This is a genomic window from Kaistella carnis (genome assembly GCF_003860585.1).
GTDB classification, from domain to species: Bacteria; Bacteroidota; Bacteroidia; order Flavobacteriales; family Weeksellaceae; genus Kaistella; species Kaistella carnis.
In genome coordinates this window covers 2,412,927-2,428,013 of sequence record NZ_CP034159.1, presented here as the reverse complement: position 1 = coordinate 2,428,013, position 15,087 = coordinate 2,412,927, and the positions used below count along the sequence as shown (strand labels likewise).

Annotated in this window: 19 protein-coding genes; 13 read left to right on the top strand and 6 right to left on the bottom strand. The window is 37.3% G+C overall.

Annotated elements, in window-relative coordinates; all coding sequences use genetic code 11:
• Positions 1-8: 8 nt before the first annotated feature.
• The 7 genes from pgi to EIB73_RS11295 are packed head-to-tail and all read left to right on the top strand — an operon-like array spanning position 9 to position 6,827.
• Entirely contained in the window at positions 9-1,649 is a 1,641-nt protein-coding gene (gene pgi, locus EIB73_RS11325; RefSeq protein WP_125025380.1) for a glucose-6-phosphate isomerase, read from the top strand.
• Between the two features lie 29 nt (positions 1,650-1,678).
• A complete protein-coding gene (locus EIB73_RS11320; protein ID WP_125025379.1) occupies positions 1,679-2,563 on the top strand; it encodes a bifunctional 5,10-methylenetetrahydrofolate dehydrogenase/5,10-methenyltetrahydrofolate cyclohydrolase in 885 nt (294 codons plus the stop codon).
• A complete protein-coding gene (locus EIB73_RS11315) occupies positions 2,556-3,188 on the top strand; it encodes a 7-carboxy-7-deazaguanine synthase QueE (protein ID WP_125025378.1) in 633 nt (210 codons plus the stop codon). The genes EIB73_RS11320 and EIB73_RS11315 overlap by 8 nt, the downstream gene beginning before the upstream one ends.
• 34 nt (positions 3,189-3,222) lie before the next feature.
• Entirely contained in the window at positions 3,223-4,596 is a 1,374-nt protein-coding gene (locus EIB73_RS11310) for an exopolysaccharide biosynthesis polyprenyl glycosylphosphotransferase (protein ID WP_125025377.1), read from the top strand.
• 38 nt (positions 4,597-4,634) lie between these two features.
• Positions 4,635-5,390 (top strand): MlaE family ABC transporter permease, encoded by a 756-nt coding sequence (locus tag EIB73_RS11305; protein ID WP_125025376.1) that lies wholly within the window; start codon positions 4,635-4,637, stop codon positions 5,388-5,390.
• Positions 5,387-6,205 carry an ABC transporter ATP-binding protein gene (locus tag EIB73_RS11300; RefSeq protein WP_125025375.1) on the top strand — a complete coding sequence of 273 codons (819 nt, stop codon included), beginning with the start codon at positions 5,387-5,389 and terminating at the stop codon, positions 6,203-6,205. The genes EIB73_RS11305 and EIB73_RS11300 overlap by 4 nt, the downstream gene beginning before the upstream one ends.
• Positions 6,189-6,827 carry an outer membrane beta-barrel protein gene (locus EIB73_RS11295; protein WP_125025374.1) on the top strand — a complete coding sequence of 213 codons (639 nt, stop codon included), beginning with the start codon at positions 6,189-6,191 and terminating at the stop codon, positions 6,825-6,827. Before EIB73_RS11300 ends, EIB73_RS11295 begins: the two co-directional genes overlap by 17 nt.
• 35 nt (positions 6,828-6,862) lie before the next feature.
• On the opposite strand, the gene EIB73_RS11290 is transcribed toward EIB73_RS11295, so the two are convergent.
• Positions 6,863-7,186 carry a hypothetical protein gene (locus tag EIB73_RS11290; protein ID WP_125025373.1) on the bottom strand — a complete coding sequence of 108 codons (324 nt, stop codon included), beginning with the start codon at positions 7,184-7,186 and terminating at the stop codon, positions 6,863-6,865.
• A gap of 71 nt (positions 7,187-7,257) precedes the next feature.
• Entirely contained in the window at positions 7,258-8,067 is an 810-nt protein-coding gene (locus EIB73_RS11285; protein WP_125025372.1) for a M48 family metallopeptidase, read from the bottom strand.
• Between the two features lie 104 nt (positions 8,068-8,171).
• Between EIB73_RS11285 and EIB73_RS11280 the strand changes: the two genes are divergently transcribed.
• The gene (locus EIB73_RS11280) at positions 8,172-8,705 is read left to right on the top strand and encodes a DUF4251 domain-containing protein (RefSeq protein ID WP_125025371.1); all 534 of its coding nucleotides are present in this window, start codon (positions 8,172-8,174) and stop codon (positions 8,703-8,705) included.
• Here EIB73_RS11280 and meaB read toward each other — a convergent pair whose 3' ends face one another.
• Positions 8,706-9,689, bottom strand: a complete 984-nt coding sequence (gene meaB / locus EIB73_RS11275; RefSeq protein WP_125025370.1) for a methylmalonyl Co-A mutase-associated GTPase MeaB — start codon at positions 9,687-9,689, stop codon at positions 8,706-8,708. It lies immediately after the preceding gene.
• Positions 9,690-9,882: 193 nt separating this feature from the next.
• Between meaB and EIB73_RS11270 the strand changes: the two genes are divergently transcribed.
• The 4 genes from EIB73_RS11270 to EIB73_RS11255 are packed head-to-tail and all read left to right on the top strand — an operon-like array spanning position 9,883 to position 11,645.
• Entirely contained in the window at positions 9,883-10,212 is a 330-nt protein-coding gene (locus EIB73_RS11270; protein ID WP_228411231.1) for a c-type cytochrome, read from the top strand.
• Positions 10,213-10,223: 11 nt separating this feature from the next.
• A complete protein-coding gene (locus EIB73_RS11265) occupies positions 10,224-10,565 on the top strand; it encodes a tRNA-binding protein (protein ID WP_125025369.1) in 342 nt (113 codons plus the stop codon).
• Positions 10,566-10,602: 37 nt separating this feature from the next.
• Positions 10,603-11,301, top strand: a complete 699-nt coding sequence (locus EIB73_RS11260; protein WP_125025368.1) for a 3'-5' exonuclease — start codon at positions 10,603-10,605, stop codon at positions 11,299-11,301.
• 17 nt (positions 11,302-11,318) lie between these two features.
• Positions 11,319-11,645: an SUF system Fe-S cluster assembly protein gene (locus EIB73_RS11255; RefSeq protein WP_125025367.1), complete on the top strand. Its 327-nt coding sequence runs from the start codon at positions 11,319-11,321 to the stop codon at positions 11,643-11,645.
• Between the two features lie 31 nt (positions 11,646-11,676).
• Here EIB73_RS11255 and EIB73_RS11250 read toward each other — a convergent pair whose 3' ends face one another.
• The 3 genes from EIB73_RS11250 to EIB73_RS11240 all read right to left on the bottom strand — a co-directional run bounded on the left by EIB73_RS11250 (position 11,677) and on the right by EIB73_RS11240 (position 13,493).
• Entirely contained in the window at positions 11,677-12,081 is a 405-nt protein-coding gene (locus EIB73_RS11250) for an OsmC family protein (protein WP_125025366.1), read from the bottom strand.
• Between the two features lie 144 nt (positions 12,082-12,225).
• Positions 12,226-12,630, bottom strand: a complete 405-nt coding sequence (locus EIB73_RS11245; protein WP_125025365.1) for an OsmC family protein — start codon at positions 12,628-12,630, stop codon at positions 12,226-12,228.
• A gap of 14 nt (positions 12,631-12,644) precedes the next feature.
• Positions 12,645-13,493, bottom strand: coding sequence for a hydroxymethylglutaryl-CoA lyase (locus EIB73_RS11240; RefSeq protein ID WP_125025364.1), 849 nt, complete (start codon positions 13,491-13,493; stop codon positions 12,645-12,647).
• A gap of 187 nt (positions 13,494-13,680) precedes the next feature.
• Between EIB73_RS11240 and pepT the strand changes: the two genes are divergently transcribed.
• A complete protein-coding gene (gene pepT / locus EIB73_RS11235) occupies positions 13,681-14,940 on the top strand; it encodes a peptidase T (RefSeq protein ID WP_125025363.1) in 1,260 nt (419 codons plus the stop codon).
• Positions 14,941-15,087 lie beyond the last annotated feature (147 nt).

Genomic DNA, 15,087 nt, shown 5'->3' with positions numbered 1-15,087 from the left:
TTTCAAAAATGTTACCAAAAATAAATCCAACCCAGACTACAGCTTGGAAAAAGCTTCAAGAACATTTTGCGCAAAACGATTTTGAACTCCGCACTCTTTTCCAATACAATCCCGAACGATTCAAGCAATTTTCAGTGCAAAGAGAAAACTATCTTTTTGACTTTTCTAAAAACCTGATTGACCAGCAAACCTTTGATCTCCTGCAAAACTTGGCGGAAGAATGCGACCTAAAATCTGCGATAAAATCAATGTTTTCCGGAGAGAAAATTAATGAAACGGAAGGACGTGCGGTTTTACATACCGCGTTACGCGATTTTTCGGACAAAGAAATTTTAGTAGACGGAGAAAATATAAAACCCGCAATCAAAAGGGTTTTAAATCAGATGAAAAACTTTTCCGAAAATATTATTTCCGGAAAACACAAAGGTTTTTCAGGTAAACAAATAACAGATGTTGTAAACATTGGAATTGGAGGTTCCGATTTGGGACCCGTAATGGTTTGCTCCGCATTAAAGCATTTCAAAACCAGACTTGATCTTCATTTTGTTTCTAACGTTGATGGCAACCACATAGCAGAAGTGCTGAAAAACTTAAATCCGGAAACCACGCTTTTCATTATTGCATCTAAAACTTTTACAACGCAGGAAACCATGACCAATGCAGCTTCTGCAAAAGATTGGTTTTTGAAAAGCGGTACACAAAAAGACGTGGAAAAGCATTTTGTGGCGTTATCAACAAATACAGACGCAGTGAAGGATTTCGGGATTGCAGAAGAAAACATCTTCGAATTCTGGGATTGGGTTGGCGGCAGATATTCTCTTTGGAGCGCTATCGGCTTAAGCATCGTGCTTTCAGTAGGGTATGAAAATTTTGAACAATTATTAAAAGGAGCCCACGAAACCGACGTTCATTTTCAAACTGCAGATTTCAAAGAAAACGTTCCTGTTTTAATGGGACTATTAGGAATCTGGTACCGCAATTTCTTTGATGCAGGAACTTACGCAATTTTGCCGTACTCCCAATATTTAGATCGTTTTCCTGCTTATCTGCAGCAAGGGGATATGGAAAGTAATGGAAAATGTGTGGACCGAGAGGGCGAGTTTGTTGAATATGAAACCGGACCTATTATTTGGGGAGAACCCGGCACGAATGGTCAGCATGCTTTTTATCAATTAATCCATCAGGGAACTGAGCTCATTCCTGCAGATTTTATTGCTTATGTTAAATCTTGTAACGTAATATCTGACCATCAGGAAATATTGTTGGCCAACTTTTTTGCCCAGACAGAAGCGTTGGCTTTTGGTAAAAATGAGGTGGAAGCAAGACAGGATTTAGAAAAAGCAGGAACTGCACCGGAAGATATTGAAAGACTCCTAAATTATAAAGTCTTCCATGGCAACACTCCAACCAACTCCTTGCTTATTAATGAATTAAATCCTTTTTCACTAGGTCAGCTTATCGCCTTGTACGAGCATAAGATTTTTGTTCAAGGCGTGATTTGGAACATTTTCAGTTTCGATCAATTTGGGGTAGAACTTGGAAAAGTATTAGCGGGCAAAATTTTATCAGAATTAAAAAATCCTGAGCCTGTGACTTCCCACGATTCATCGACGAACGGTTTGATCAAGTATTTTAAAGAGAAAAACTAAATCTAAAATAAATCTAAAGTAAAAACGAAATGGCACAAATTCTCGATGGACTGAAAGTCTCCAAAGAAATTAAAGAAGAAATCCGAATTGATGTAGAGAAAATCGTCAGTAATAATCGCCGCCCACCGCATTTGGTCGCAATTCTTGTGGGAAAAAACGGAGCCAGTATGACTTACGTGAATAATAAGATCAAGGATTGTAAAGAAGTTGGTTTTAAATCATCATTGGTAGAATTCCCAAGTACGGTCTCCGAAGCAGAACTTTTAGAAAAAATTGACGAACTAAATAAATCCAAAGAAGTCGATGGTTTTATTGTTCAGTTGCCTTTACCAAAACAGATCGATCAGGAAAAAATTATCATGGCGATTGATCCGCGGAAAGATGTGGATGGTTTTCACCCGGAAAATTTTGGAAAAATGGCGCTGGAAATGGATACTTTTTTACCCGCAACTCCGTTCGGAATTATCACTTTGCTTGAAAGATATCATATCGATACAAAGGGAAAACACTGTGTTGTTATTGGAAGAAGCCGAATTGTGGGCAAACCCATGAGTATTTTGATGGGAAGAAAAGATTTTCCCGGAAATTCTACGGTTACGCTTACCCATTCTTATACGCCCCGCATCGAGGAATTTACGAAAAACGCTGATATCGTTATTACGGCATTGGGAGATCCAAGTTTCCTAAAAGCAGATATGATTAAAGACGGCGCTATCATCATTGACGTTGGAATTACCCGCGTAGAAGATGATTCCGAAAAAGGGTACACGTTAATGGGCGATGTAGATTTTGAAAGTTGTAAAGAAAAAGCAAGCTGGATTACTCCAGTACCGGGTGGCGTAGGACCGATGACGCGAGCCATGTTAATGAAAAACACCATTTTGGCGTATAAAACTTCAGTATATAATGACTAAAGAAGAAGAAAATATTTTATTAGAACAAGGTAAAATGCTCCCCGTGATGGAGCATTTTTACACCTTGCAGGGCGAAGGCGCTCACACTGGAAAAGCAGCGTACTTCATCAGATTAGGCGGTTGCGATGTCGGCTGTCACTGGTGTGATGTCAAAGAAAGCTGGGATCCTAATCTGCATCCTTTAATGAGTACAGAGGAAATCGCTGAAACTGCGGCAAGACATTGCAAAACGATTGTTCTTACCGGTGGCGAACCCCTTATGTGGAATCTGGAAATCTTAACAAACAGATTAAAAGAACTGGGTTGCGAAATTCATATTGAAACTTCCGGCGCTTATGAAATGAGCGGAACCCTGGATTGGATTACGCTTTCTCCAAAGAAAACGGGACTTCCAAAACCCGCGATTTATGAAAAAGCAAGTGAACTGAAAATGATTATTTTTAACCAAAATGATTTCAAATTTGCAGAAGAACAAGCTGCGAAAGTTTCAGAAAACTGTGTGCTTTATCTACAAAGTGAATGGAGTAAAAGAGATCAAATGTATCCAAAAATCACCGATTTCATTTTGGCAAATCCTAAATGGCACGCTTCTGTACAAACGCATAAGTATTTGAATATTCCGTAAATTATATTAGATTTACGTCCAATTAGGTGGCAATATGCAAAGAATTCGATATTCTCGATATTTTAAATCCATATTTATTTTACTCGATGTCTTTGTGATAGCGGGAGTTTTTGTTTATTTTTTTTTAAGAACAAATGACCGCCTTTTTGCAGAAGAAACCTGGGAGCAGAATGTACTTTCAATAACACTTTTGAGCTTTTTCTGGATTTTGTTGAGTAATAGAACACGACTCTACTCTATTGCCCGAAATATTACGTACACCATTTATCTGGAGCGACTGGTCACTCATATTTTCATCTTTATTTTCGGCGTAATTTTATTAGGGAAAGTAAGTAACAACGATTTTCTGAAGCAGGACCGCACCTTGATCGCCTTGAGTTTATTCTCTTTGCTTTTTTTCATTAAAACGATTCTCTTTTTTGCTTTAAAATATGTAAGGACTTTAGGGCTCAATTATAGAAATATAATGTTTATTTCTGATGATTCTTCCACCGAGATTTTAAAGAGAATTCTGGAGGATCGGAAAGATTATGGTTTTAAAATTCACAATTATCCGGATCAGGATTACACCAACTACGAAAAACTAACCGCCTTTTGGAAAGAAAAAGGAATTCATACCATGTATCTTTCTGCAGAAACGAATACATTCTTAAAAGAACAGGAAGTTGAAATCTTCCGCTTGGCCGAAATTCACCAGGTTAGAATTTCTCTCATTCCGAGTATTATTAAAAACAATTTCTTTCAGTATGATTTAGGATATATTGAAACTCAACCAATCCTGGTGCGGTCAAAATTTCCACTGGATTTTTTTACAAATTCACTGTTGAAAAGGACTTTTGATATTGTTTTTTCCTTATTAATATTGATTTTAGTGGGAACTTGGCTGTTTCCCATCATCGCGCTGTTAATTAAATTAGATGGAAAAGGTCCTGTGTTTTTTGTTCAGAAACGATATGGTTATCATGAAGAGGTTTTCAACTGTTTTAAGTTCCGTACGATGCATGTAAATGACGATTGCACCAAACGAACAACGGAAGCAAACGACTGCCGAATCACAAAAATTGGAAAATTTCTTCGGAAAACAAGTTTAGATGAAATGCCACAGTTCTTCAATGTTCTCCGCGGAGAAATGTCTGTAGTAGGTCCGCGACCGCACATGCTTTTGGTCGATGATTTTTATAAATTAAAAATTGGCCGATATTCCATCAGAAGTTTAGTAAAACCCGGAATTACTGGTTTAGCTCAAGTCAACGGTCTTCGGGGCGATACAGGCAATATGGATTTGGAGATGCAAAAAAGAATCCTTGCAGATGCTTTCTACGTTAAAAACTGGACCGTCAGTCTGGACGTGGTCATTATTTTGAAAACCATCTTTTTAGTCATAGGTGGTGATAAGAATGCCAATTAAAAAACGATTAAAAAAATAAAAAACACTAATTTAGCCGAATGTTAAAAAATTTGTTAAGCCAAGTTGGCGCTTATTTTATGCTCCTGTCAAAAACCCTGAAAAAGCCACAGAAAATGTCGATTTTTGGAAAATTGTTCATGCGTGAAATTCATGACTTGGGCGTAAATTCTTTTGGTTTGGTTCTCTTCACCTCCACTTTTGTTGGGGCAGTTGTTGCGATCCAAATGTTTAATAATTTCAGTGCTTCTTCCTTCCCAATCCCGAACTCCTTTATTGGATACGCTACAAAAGTAGTTTTGATTCTGGAGTTTGCACCCACCATTATTTCAGTTATTCTGGCGGGAAAAGTAGGGTCGTACATCGCTTCCAGTATAGGAACCATGCGTGTAACAGAACAAATTGATGCCTTAGACATTATGGGAGTTAATTCCCCGAACTTTCTAATTTTACCGAAAATTTTAGCCAGCGTTATCTTTAATCCTTTACTGATCGCCATCAGTATTGTATTTGGAATTTGGGGTGGATATTTAGCAGGACTAGCGACAGGAAGCTGGAGCAAAGCAGATTATATTACAGGCATTCAAATGTATATGCCGCAACATTTTATTTGGTACGCCTTTTTTAAAACAGCTGTATTTGCTTTTTTAATTGCTACAATTCCCGCCTATTTTGGTTATAATGTAAAAGGAGGTTCTCTTGAAGTAGGTCGTGCCAGTACACAAGCGGTAGTCTGGACCATTGTGTCTATCATTATCATGAACTTAATATTAACACAAATGTTCCTTAGCAAATGATTGAAGTAAAAGATTTAAAGAAAAGTTTTGATACGGTAGAAGTTCTGAAAGGAATATCAACCACACTGGAATCCGGCAAGGTGAATCTGATTATTGGGCAAAGTGGATCAGGAAAAACAGTATTTCTAAAAAGTTTGTTGAACGTTTACCAACCAACTTCCGGCGAAATTCTTTTTGATGGGCGAGATATCAATAAAATGTCCCGGGATGAAAAACAACTTCTTCGGTCCGAAATTGGAACCGTCTTTCAGGGAAGTGCCCTTTTTGACTCTATGACGGTGGAGGAGAATATTACTTTCCCACTCGATATGTTTACGAACCTTACCTTCAGAGAGAAGAAAAGACGCGTATTTGATGTCATTGGTCGCGTGCATTTAGAAAAAGCGAACCGTAAATTCCCTTCAGAAATTTCAGGTGGAATGCAGAAAAGAGTTGCGATTGCGCGTGCAATCGTAAATAACCCTAAATATCTTTTCTGTGATGAGCCAAATTCGGGTCTGGATCCCTATACTTCCAATATCATCGATGATCTGTTGCTCGAAATTACGAAGGAATATAATACAACAACAATTATCAACTCCCACGATATGAACTCGGTAATGACGATTGGTGAAAAGATCGTTTATCTGAGATTAGGAATTAAAGAGTGGGAAGGAAATAAAGACATCCTCATCAACGCAGGCAATAAAAACCTCATCGACTTCGTTTATTCCTCAGAATTGTTCAAGGAATTACGCGAATATTTCTTAGAAACAAATAAAACGTCAATTGACAATATTATAACAAAACCACCCTCCAATGAAAAAAATTCTTAGCATTGCTTTGGTTTCAAGCGCCATATGTGCGTCTGCGCAAATTTCATTTGCTGCTAAAGCCAATGTACTTATTCCTACAAGCTCAGCAACCTGGAAAAATTTTAAAACTGCAGCAACTGATGCGGTTTCTCAAAAAGGAAAAAATATTACCGGCTTTAATGCGGGATTATCAATGAAAATTGATTTACCAACTGCATTATATGTTATGCCCGAAATTTATTATTCAAATTTCAATAATGAAGTAACCGTTTTAAATGACGCGAACGCTGATCAAACCACGATTAAAGCAAAAACATCCAGAATTGATGTTCCTGTTTTATTAGGATATAATCTTTTAGGTGATATGTTAAGTGCGTATGTTGGACCTGTTGCCAGTTTTAATCTTGCAAAAGATGATAATTTCGAAAATTTCGTACAAAAAGTGAATGCTAAAGAATTTACTTTGGGCTATCAATTAGGAGTACAGAGTGAAATTAAGAAATTAATTCTTTCTGCGAAATATGAAGGAGCCTTCTCTAAAGATCAAAGGAAATTTGTGAATACCGTGGCCGGATCTAATCAGGAAATTAACTATGATAACAGATCAAGTTTGTTTATGCTAGGTTTGGGGTATAAATTTTAATCACAACCTCCTTTAATAATAAAAAATCCTCTGAATTAATAATTCGGAGGATTTTGATTTTCATCGGTAGTATAAGTAACCGTTTGTTGTTGTGCCAATGCAGCAGCTTGTCTTTCCAAGTCTTCTTTTTCTTTTCGAAGTTGCTTCAGCTCTCTTCTTTTTTCTTCCTGTTTCAATGCGGTTCCTTTGCTGACGTACCCTACAATTCCGCCAATAATCAATCCTATACCAATTCCGGCAAGAATTCCCATTAAATTTATAGGTTCGAAAAGTTTCACGACAGAAAATTCCGGAAGTAAATAATAAAGTAAAAAGGCTAAAGCGAGTAAAAGTATTCCAATAAATGTTAAATTTTTCATAGTATATAATTAAAAAACCTTTCCAAATTTAAGAAAATTTCGGAAAGGTTTGTTTATAAATAAAAGAAGGGTTAGTTTTTACCTCCAGCGGCTCTGTAATATTCTAAAGCTTTCGGCATATGTTTTTCTAAATCTGCACGTCTTGTATCCGGATTAGGGTGAGTAGAAAGAAATTCTGGTGGTCGGTTTCCATTTGAAGCGCCTTCCATTCTTTGCCAGAAAGGTTGTGCTTCCCGCGGATCATAACCAGCCATGGCCATTAAATACAATCCCATTTCATCTGCCTCTAATTCTTGAGTTCTTCCATATTTCAATAATGCAACCTGGGCACCAATTGGATAAGCCTGTTGAACAATCGCAGCAATCTGTCCGTTAGAAATAGTACTTCCTAAAAGTGCACCTCCATATTGTGCGGCCATCGCCTGAGAAATTCTTTCATTACCGTGTCCTGCTAAAGCATGAGAGATCTCGTGACCCATTACTACCGCTAAACCGGTATCATTTTTAGTGATTGGTAAAATTCCGGAGTAAACCGCCACTTTACCACCTGGCATACACCAAGCATTTATTTGCTTGTCGTCTAATAAGTTAAATTCCCATTGATAATTAGCGACATCAGCCTCTCTACCGATACTTTTATAGTAATTATTGGCCGCGTTCTTAATTCGTAAACCAACATTCTGAACGCTTTTTGCCTGAGTCGTTCCCTTCACAACTTTAGCTTGTGACAAAGCCTCTCTATATTGCTGCAATGCCATAGTTGCGATCTCCTGATTGTTTGCCAGCTGCAAAGAAGACCTTCCGGTAATTGGGTTCGTAGTACATGCTACCATAATAGCGGATATGGCACCAATTGTTAAATATTTGTTTACTTTTTTCATAGTAGTGTATTTGTTAATTTCTTTTGCTTAAACAATTTTTATTCCAAATAAATACTGCTAAGGATAAATTGCATTATTTTTGCTATATCCAATAAAAATATATAATGAAAAATCTATTTTATATAACAACAGTTTTCCTCGGCTCACTAGCAATGTCATCGTGCAGTACGCATAGTCCAGTTAATTCAGCAAATGTTGCTTCATTGATACAGAAAGAAGAATTTACTTTTGTAGCCGAGCGCGCAAATCCCTCAGGTTCGACCGTGACTGATATCATGCATTCACTCCCAGGCACTAATTCAGGCAGACTTTTAAATTTAGATCCCGGCTACACCATCGAAATTAAAAAAGATTCGTTGGAGGTTACCTTGCCGTATTTTGGAAGAATGTACACTCCTGCAATGGATCCCTCAAAAAATTCCTACCGATTTACTTCCACAGACTATTCTATGGTTCGATCTGACGGAAAAAAAGGAACTTCTGTTTTTACCATTAATACAAAAGATCAACAAAATCCCGCACAAATCGTAATTCAGGTCTTTAATTCAGGAAAAACCTATGTTTCGATTGATTCAAATGACAGACAGTCGATTTCATACGATGGATATATTACTGAAAATAGGAAGCCGAAAAAATAATTATTTTTTCAGTAATTTCTCAACAAAAGCTTTTGCTTCTGTACTTGGATTCGATTTCAGGTCAGAAGCATTTTTTTTGTGAAACTCATAAAAATTTTCTGTAGCACTTTCTGATTTTGTCTGTTGTAAAATATATTCCTGAACCCAATAATCAAAACGTTTTTCAGCCTGTTTCTTACGGGCTTTATCAAAGGTGTTATTTGCTGTTTTAAGGTCAATAAATTCCTGAATTTTTTCACACACCTCTTCAATTCCCGTATTATTTAAAGCCGAACCCAACAAAACCGGAACTTTCCAGCCCTTTTCTTTTGAAGGAAGAAAATGCAGGGCGCGCATTAATTCTACTTTTGTATTTTTCGCCCTAATTTTATTCTCATCTTCCACTTTATTAATAAAGATGAGATCCACCATTTCCATAATTCCTCGTTTGATTCCCTGCAATTCATCGCCACCTCCAATAATCTTAAGAAACAGAAAAACATCAGTGATCTCTGACACCAGCACTTCACTTTGGCCAACTCCTACTGTTTCAATTAAAATATAATCGTAACCTGCCGCTTCACAGATCAACATACTTTCAAAAGTTGCGTTGGCAACTCCGCCTAAAAATCCAGACGTTGGACTGGGACGAATAAAGGCATTTTTTTCGGTCGCAAGCTCTTCCATTCGGGTTTTATCGCCCAAAATGGACCCTTTATTTAAAGAGGAACTGGGATCGATTGCTAACACCGCTACTTTTTTTCCATGTTGAATGGCCAATTTCCCAAAAGTTTCAATAAAGGTTGATTTTCCGGCACCCGGAACTCCGGTAATTCCAACACGTATAGATCGGCCTGTGAGTGGCATAATCTGTTTTAAAAGTTCTTCAGCTTGCTCGCGGTGTTCCTTTTTCTTACTTTCAACCAAAGTAATTGCCTTACCGAGTAATCTTTTGTCACCGGATTTAATTCCTTCTATTAATTCTGCAGTAGAAAAATTTTTCATGCAATCAAAAATACAAATTCTTTTAGGAATTTCCTTTTTATATCTAAAGTTGCCATTTCATAATATCAACAAAATGTTCCTCTAATCTAAATCAGTAAATTCAGAAATAAAATGAAGCACCTCTGTTAATTTTAAATCTTAAGCGCTTTAAGAGAAAATTGCTTATTTTTGATTTAAACAAAAAAATTAAAATATGAAACAATCAGCAAAAGAATCTCAATACACGTTCTCTAATTCGATCTCTTTTTCTTTATTCGCCTTATTTTCCGGCTTAGCAATCGCAACTTCATGTACACCTAAACCCGTTATAGTTACGGGAAGCAAAACAATGAGTGCAGAATATATAGCTCAGGGAAAAACGATATTTGAGAATTCTTGCGCTAAATGTCATGATCTACCCAATCCTAATGATCATTCTGCCACCGACTGGGTGGGATTGGTAAATTCTATGGCACCAAAAGCAAAACTGACGGATAAACAGCATGAAATGGTTTACGATTATATTATCTCTGCAAAACAATAATTAATTTTATTATGGAGAAGCCACTTATCAGCTGGGATGATTTTGAAAAAATTGATATCAGAACAGGAACAATCATTTCTGTTTCTGATTTTCCAAAGGCGAGGAATCCCTCTTATCAGTTAGAGATTGATTTTGGCATATTGGGAATAAAAAAATCTTCTGCGCAGATCACGGACTTATATAAAAAAGAAGATCTTATCGGGAAACAAATTATTGCAGTCGTGAACTTTCCTAAAAAACAAATCGCTAATTTTTTAAGTGAATGCCTGGTGTTAGGTATTTACGGTGAAAATAAAGAAGTCACTCTTCTAGGCCCAACTTTGCCCGTAAAAAATGGTTTAGCGATCGGGTAAAAAAGATAACAATTTTTAAGCATTAAAATTCAACAGTATGATTCAAAATATTCCCTTAGAAAAAGTTTTATTCCTGGATATCGAAACCGTTCCGCAATTAGGCAATTGGGATGATTTGTCCGAAACCGACCAATATTTATGGGATAAGAAAACCAAATTTCAGAGAAAAGAAGAAGTTACTGCTGAAGAATTTTACAAAGATCGCGGCGGAATTATGGCTGAATTTGGTAAGATCATTTGTATTTCAGTTGGAATCGTAGAGAAAAACGGGAAATTAATGATCAAGAGTTTTTATGGTGATGACGAAAAAATACTGTTGCAGGAATTCGGTGAAATATTTAACAGACCAAAGTTAAGAGACGTTATTTTATGTGCACATAACGGGAAAGAATTTGATTTTCCCTGGATTGCGAGACGTTTTCTTATCAATGGGATGCAACCGCCGGTACCATTTCAAATGTTTGGAAAAAAGCCCTGGGAAATTCCGCATCTAGATACCATGGAACTTTGGAAGTTTGGGGATTACAAATCTTTTATCTCTTTAGAATTGCTCGCTCATGTTTTTGGAATTCCCACGCCGAAAGACGATATTGACGGGTCAATGGTCGCATCAATTTATTATATAGAAAAAGACTTATTTAGAATCGTTCAATATTGTGAAAAAGATGTCTTAACTTTGGCAAATGTTTTCCGACGCATGCGTCAGGAAGATTTATTAGAAAAAAGTGAAATTTAAAACGTTCTAACAGTAGCATGAAATATACAGACGACCAAGTTGCCGAAATAGGAGAAAATATTATTACCGCTTTAAAAACAGTTTATGATCCCGAGATTCCTGTCGACATTTACGAGCTGGGATTAATCTATGACGTGCAGATTTCTGATGAAGGTGCCGTAAAAGTTATTATGACCTTAACCACGCCCAATTGCCCCGTAGCAGAAAGTTTGCCCGCAGAGGTACGCGAAAAAGTAGCAGAAGTGGAGAATGTAGCCGAAGTCGATTTGGAACTTACTTTCGAACCATCCTGGAATAAAGATATGATGAGTGAAGAAGCCCGTTTCGAATTGGGGATGTTCTAAAAAAAGCCGGTAATTCCGGCATTCGTTTTATTTAGTTTACGTATTCGAAAAGCACTGTTTTCTGTACACTCGGATGTATAGACAGAGCCACCGGACAATTAAGTGCCGCATCTTCCATAAACTTCTTTTCATCTGGCGTGAAGTTCCCCGGAATCCGTACAATGCAGAAAATGGTACCGATTCTTTTCGGTTCCGGATAGGTCGATTTTTTAAGTTCACAAGTAGCTCCCGTAATGTCGATTCCTTTTGGTTTTCCCAAAACTGCGATCGCCATTAACATTGATTGTCCATAAGAAATCCCAAAGAGATCAGAAGGAGAAAATAACTCTGACGTTCCACCTTCTCTCAGCGGGGCGCACGTGGTAATTTCCGCACCTGATTTCTCATGTTTTGAAACAATTTTAAAATCGCCTAAATAAGTAATTGTTGAAGTCATGGGTTTTCGTTTTTATTCCTATAAAGATAGGGAAAAGAACGACATGAATCTCCATGAACTTTCACGATATTCATCACCTGCTTAAAGGTTTAGATATCTTCTTCAGCAGTTTATACTGCCACTGCCTTTGGAGAAAAATCTGTTTTAATCGTAATTGAAGGTAACGGTCTTCTTTAATTCAGAACTTAGCGAAAGTGCGACCGGACAATTCATAGCGGTCTCTTCGATAAATTGTTTTTGATCCGGAGTAAAATTTCCTTTCATGTGCAAATCGCAGACAATCTCCGCAATTTTCCTTGGCTTAAGATTCATGTTTTTTTGAATAGTTCCGTAAGAACCTTCTATTAAAATTCCGCTATCTTTACCAAGAATAGCAATCGTGGTCAACATACATTGAACCAAAGAAGTCGCACACAGATCGGTGGGTGAAAAAGCTTCTCCTTTGCCGTGATTATCGGTTGGGGCGTCGGTATAAATTTTTGTTCCTGACTGTAAATGTTCAGATTCGCAACGAAGGTCGCCTTGGTATATTACTTTAGAAGTCGCCATAAATTGGTTTATTTTTAAAAATGAAAAATATCTTTCGCGCGGTTATAAGCACTTTCAAAATTTAATAAATTAAGAGAATGCTCAATTTTTTCAGCCGCCATGAAGTTGATGACTTGCTCAGTGGGCATATTGCCTACCAGATCATCCTTTGCCATAGGACAGCCACCAATTCCTTTAATTGCAGAATCAAAACGTACACAGCCACTATAATAGGCGGCTTTTAATTTTGCGTAAGAATCCTCGTATTTATTATGGAAATGTGCGCCGAAATCGATGTGCGGATATTTGGTTGGCAGGGTTTTAAAAAGCAATTCAATCTGTTCCAATGTACCGGTTCCCGTTGTATCGGAAAGCAGGATATTTTTGATGCCGATATCACTAAATCTTTGCGCCCAGTAATCAACGCCGCTCCATTTCCAGACTTCGCCGTAAGGATTACCGAAAGCCATGGAGAAATAAATATTTAAAGTTCTGCCATCCGTTTCGAGGATTTCCAATATTTTTTTAATGTCTTCAAAAGCTTCTTCCTGATTTTTATTGGTATTCCGATGCTGAAAAGTTTCTGAAATAGAGAAAGGAAACCCTAAAATATCAACTTGCTGATGCTCCAGTGCTTTCTGAGCACCTCGGTAATTTGCCACGATCACTGATAATTTTGTATTGGAAATCCCTTTATCAATCTCATCCAGCACTATTCCGGAATCTGCCATTTGGGGAATGGCTTTTGGAGAAACAAAACTTCCGCAATCAAGGACATCAAAACCGACTCCCATTAAGGAATTAAGGTAATCTATCTTCTTGGCGGTGGGAATAAATTCATCCCAACCTTGCATGGCATCGCGTGGGCATTCTGTTAGAAACATTCTTTTTCTGGATTTTTTTCAAATATACCAAAACTTTAAAAAATGATTAAAAATCTGCTTTATAATTTTAATATATTGATTATGAAAAACTTACATGCTATTATTACCAGTGAGCATCAAAAATAATTCCTAAAAGTTTACGGTAAGCTCAGGCTAAAATTTTAACTTTGTTAAAAATACTGTTTTTATGACGACTATAGATTTTAATCAAGACTGGAAACTGAAACTGCAAAATCGGTTTCTAAATTATGCAAAAATTTATTCTACAAGTGATCCCGAGAGCCAATCAACCCCATCAAGCCCACAACAGTGGGATATTGCAAAATATATTTTTGAAGAATTAAAGAGCCTAGGACTCAGCGATGTTTCTATGGATGAGCATGGGTATATTTATGCCTATGTTCCTTCAAATTTAGAAAACGATGACCAGCCGGTTATTGGATTTATTTCACATTATGATACTTCCCCGGACTTTAATGGAGAAAATGTAAACCCTCAGATCTGGAAGGATTATGACGGAAACGATTTGGTATTGAATCAGGAAACAGGATTTACGTTGTCGCCGGCTAAATTTGAGACCCTAAAAGATTATGTGGGCAAAACTTTAATTACGACCGATGGAACAAGTTTATTGGGAGCTGATGACAAAGCTGGCTTAGCAGAAATCGTAACTGCAGCTGAATTCTTACTCGCACATCCTGAAATAAAGCACGGCAGAATCGCCATTGGTTTCACACCTGATGAGGAAATTGGACGCGGCGCTCATAAATTTGATGTGAAAAAATTCGGTGCAGAATGGGCTTATACCATGGATGGAAGTGAAGTTGGGGAATTGGAATACGAAAACTTCAATGCAGCCGGAGCTGTGGTGAAAATTCACGGTTTGAGCGTACATCCCGGTTATGCGTATGGAAAGATGGTCAACGCCGCTTTACTGGCCGCAGAGTTTGTGCAGTTGCTCCCGGAAAATGAAACCCCGGCCACTACGAAAGGTTTTGAAGGATTTTATCATTTGATGGAAATTAAAGCGGATATTTCTGAAGCTAAAATTCAGTACATCATACGCGATCACGACAATGAGAAATTTGAAGCCAGAAAAAAATTCATGACTGATAAAGTCACCGAATTTAATCATAAGTGTGGGGAAGGAACTGCGGAAATTGAAATCAAAGAACAATACCGCAATATGAAGCAACAGTTTGAAGGAAAGATGCATATCGTAGACATTGCCGAACAAGCAATGAAAGACGCCAATATTGAACCTAAAATAAAGGCCATTCGAGGAGGTACAGATGGCGCGCAGCTTTCTTATATGGGATTACCTTGTCCAAATATTTTTGCGGGCGGAATGAACTTCCATGGGCCTTATGAATATGTGGCTTTAGAATCAATGGAAGAAGCGGTGAAAGTAATCATCAATATTGCGAAGGCAGATAAAAAAAGATAATTTATCATGATATTCATTGAAACCATCACTTTTCGGAGTGGTGGTTTTTTTATTTTTAAAGAAAACCTTCTTAACGTCGTTTAGGAATTTTGTGAACCTGAAGTAATGTGCAGGATTCTATTGCCGAGAAATTATGGCAACTAAAGT

Excerpts from the sequence above, each read along its gene's own strand:
- pgi (WP_125025380.1), top strand. The coding sequence starts at position 9 with ATGTTACCAAAAATAAATCCAACCCAGACTACAGCTTGGAAAAAGCTT.
- EIB73_RS11320 (WP_125025379.1), top strand. The coding sequence starts at position 1,679 with ATGGCACAAATTCTCGATGGACTGAAAGTCTCCAAAGAAATTAAAGAA.
- EIB73_RS11315 (WP_125025378.1), top strand. The coding sequence starts at position 2,556 with ATGACTAAAGAAGAAGAAAATATTTTATTAGAACAAGGTAAAATGCTC.
- EIB73_RS11310 (WP_125025377.1), top strand. The coding sequence starts at position 3,223 with ATGCAAAGAATTCGATATTCTCGATATTTTAAATCCATATTTATTTTA.
- EIB73_RS11305 (WP_125025376.1), top strand. The coding sequence starts at position 4,635 with ATGTTAAAAAATTTGTTAAGCCAAGTTGGCGCTTATTTTATGCTCCTG.
- EIB73_RS11300 (WP_125025375.1), top strand. The coding sequence starts at position 5,387 with ATGATTGAAGTAAAAGATTTAAAGAAAAGTTTTGATACGGTAGAAGTT.
- EIB73_RS11295 (WP_125025374.1), top strand. The coding sequence starts at position 6,189 with ATGAAAAAAATTCTTAGCATTGCTTTGGTTTCAAGCGCCATATGTGCG.
- EIB73_RS11290 (WP_125025373.1), bottom strand. The coding sequence starts at position 7,186 with ATGAAAAATTTAACATTTATTGGAATACTTTTACTCGCTTTAGCCTTT.
- EIB73_RS11285 (WP_125025372.1), bottom strand. The coding sequence starts at position 8,067 with ATGAAAAAAGTAAACAAATATTTAACAATTGGTGCCATATCCGCTATT.
- EIB73_RS11280 (WP_125025371.1), top strand. The coding sequence starts at position 8,172 with ATGAAAAATCTATTTTATATAACAACAGTTTTCCTCGGCTCACTAGCA.
- meaB (WP_125025370.1), bottom strand. The coding sequence starts at position 9,689 with ATGAAAAATTTTTCTACTGCAGAATTAATAGAAGGAATTAAATCCGGT.
- EIB73_RS11270 (WP_228411231.1), top strand. The coding sequence starts at position 9,883 with ATGAAACAATCAGCAAAAGAATCTCAATACACGTTCTCTAATTCGATC.
- EIB73_RS11265 (WP_125025369.1), top strand. The coding sequence starts at position 10,224 with ATGGAGAAGCCACTTATCAGCTGGGATGATTTTGAAAAAATTGATATC.
- EIB73_RS11260 (WP_125025368.1), top strand. The coding sequence starts at position 10,603 with ATGATTCAAAATATTCCCTTAGAAAAAGTTTTATTCCTGGATATCGAA.
- EIB73_RS11255 (WP_125025367.1), top strand. The coding sequence starts at position 11,319 with ATGAAATATACAGACGACCAAGTTGCCGAAATAGGAGAAAATATTATT.
- EIB73_RS11250 (WP_125025366.1), bottom strand. The coding sequence starts at position 12,081 with ATGACTTCAACAATTACTTATTTAGGCGATTTTAAAATTGTTTCAAAA.
- EIB73_RS11245 (WP_125025365.1), bottom strand. The coding sequence starts at position 12,630 with ATGGCGACTTCTAAAGTAATATACCAAGGCGACCTTCGTTGCGAATCT.
- EIB73_RS11240 (WP_125025364.1), bottom strand. The coding sequence starts at position 13,493 with ATGTTTCTAACAGAATGCCCACGCGATGCCATGCAAGGTTGGGATGAA.
- pepT (WP_125025363.1), top strand. The coding sequence starts at position 13,681 with ATGACGACTATAGATTTTAATCAAGACTGGAAACTGAAACTGCAAAAT.